Origin of the sequence: Streptococcus sp. CCH8-H5, from assembly GCF_001556505.1 — a bacterium.
Taxonomy (GTDB): Bacteria; Bacillota; Bacilli; order Lactobacillales; family Streptococcaceae; genus Streptococcus.
Genome location: NZ_LSIZ01000046.1, coordinates 1 through 299, shown reverse-complemented (window position 1 = coordinate 299; position 299 = coordinate 1). Strand labels below are relative to the sequence as shown.

At 47.5% G+C, this 299-nt stretch carries 1 protein-coding gene; it reads left to right on the top strand.

The window, feature by feature from the left end:
- The coding region (locus AX663_RS04175; protein WP_156430755.1) for a hypothetical protein at positions 1-299 on the top strand (299 nt) is incomplete at both ends.

The following is a 299-nucleotide window of genomic DNA, read 5'->3' as shown; positions in this document are numbered from 1 at the left end:
CAGGTAAACAAGGTCAAACCCAAACAGGTAAGCCTGAATTTACTGAAGGTGACAGCCGTGTGCCAATGAACGATGACGTTCCAGCAACCTTCGACGATGGTTCAACTACCAAGACAGTTGATGGCGTTGGTACCTACACAGTAGCAGCCGACGGAACTGTAACTTTTGTTCCAGAGAAATCATTTACTGGAACAGCTCCAGCTGTGACGGTTGTTCGTGAAGATAAGAACGGAACCAAAGCCTTTGCGACTTACACACCAACTGTGACTCCAGTAACTCCAACAGCAACACCAGCTGAA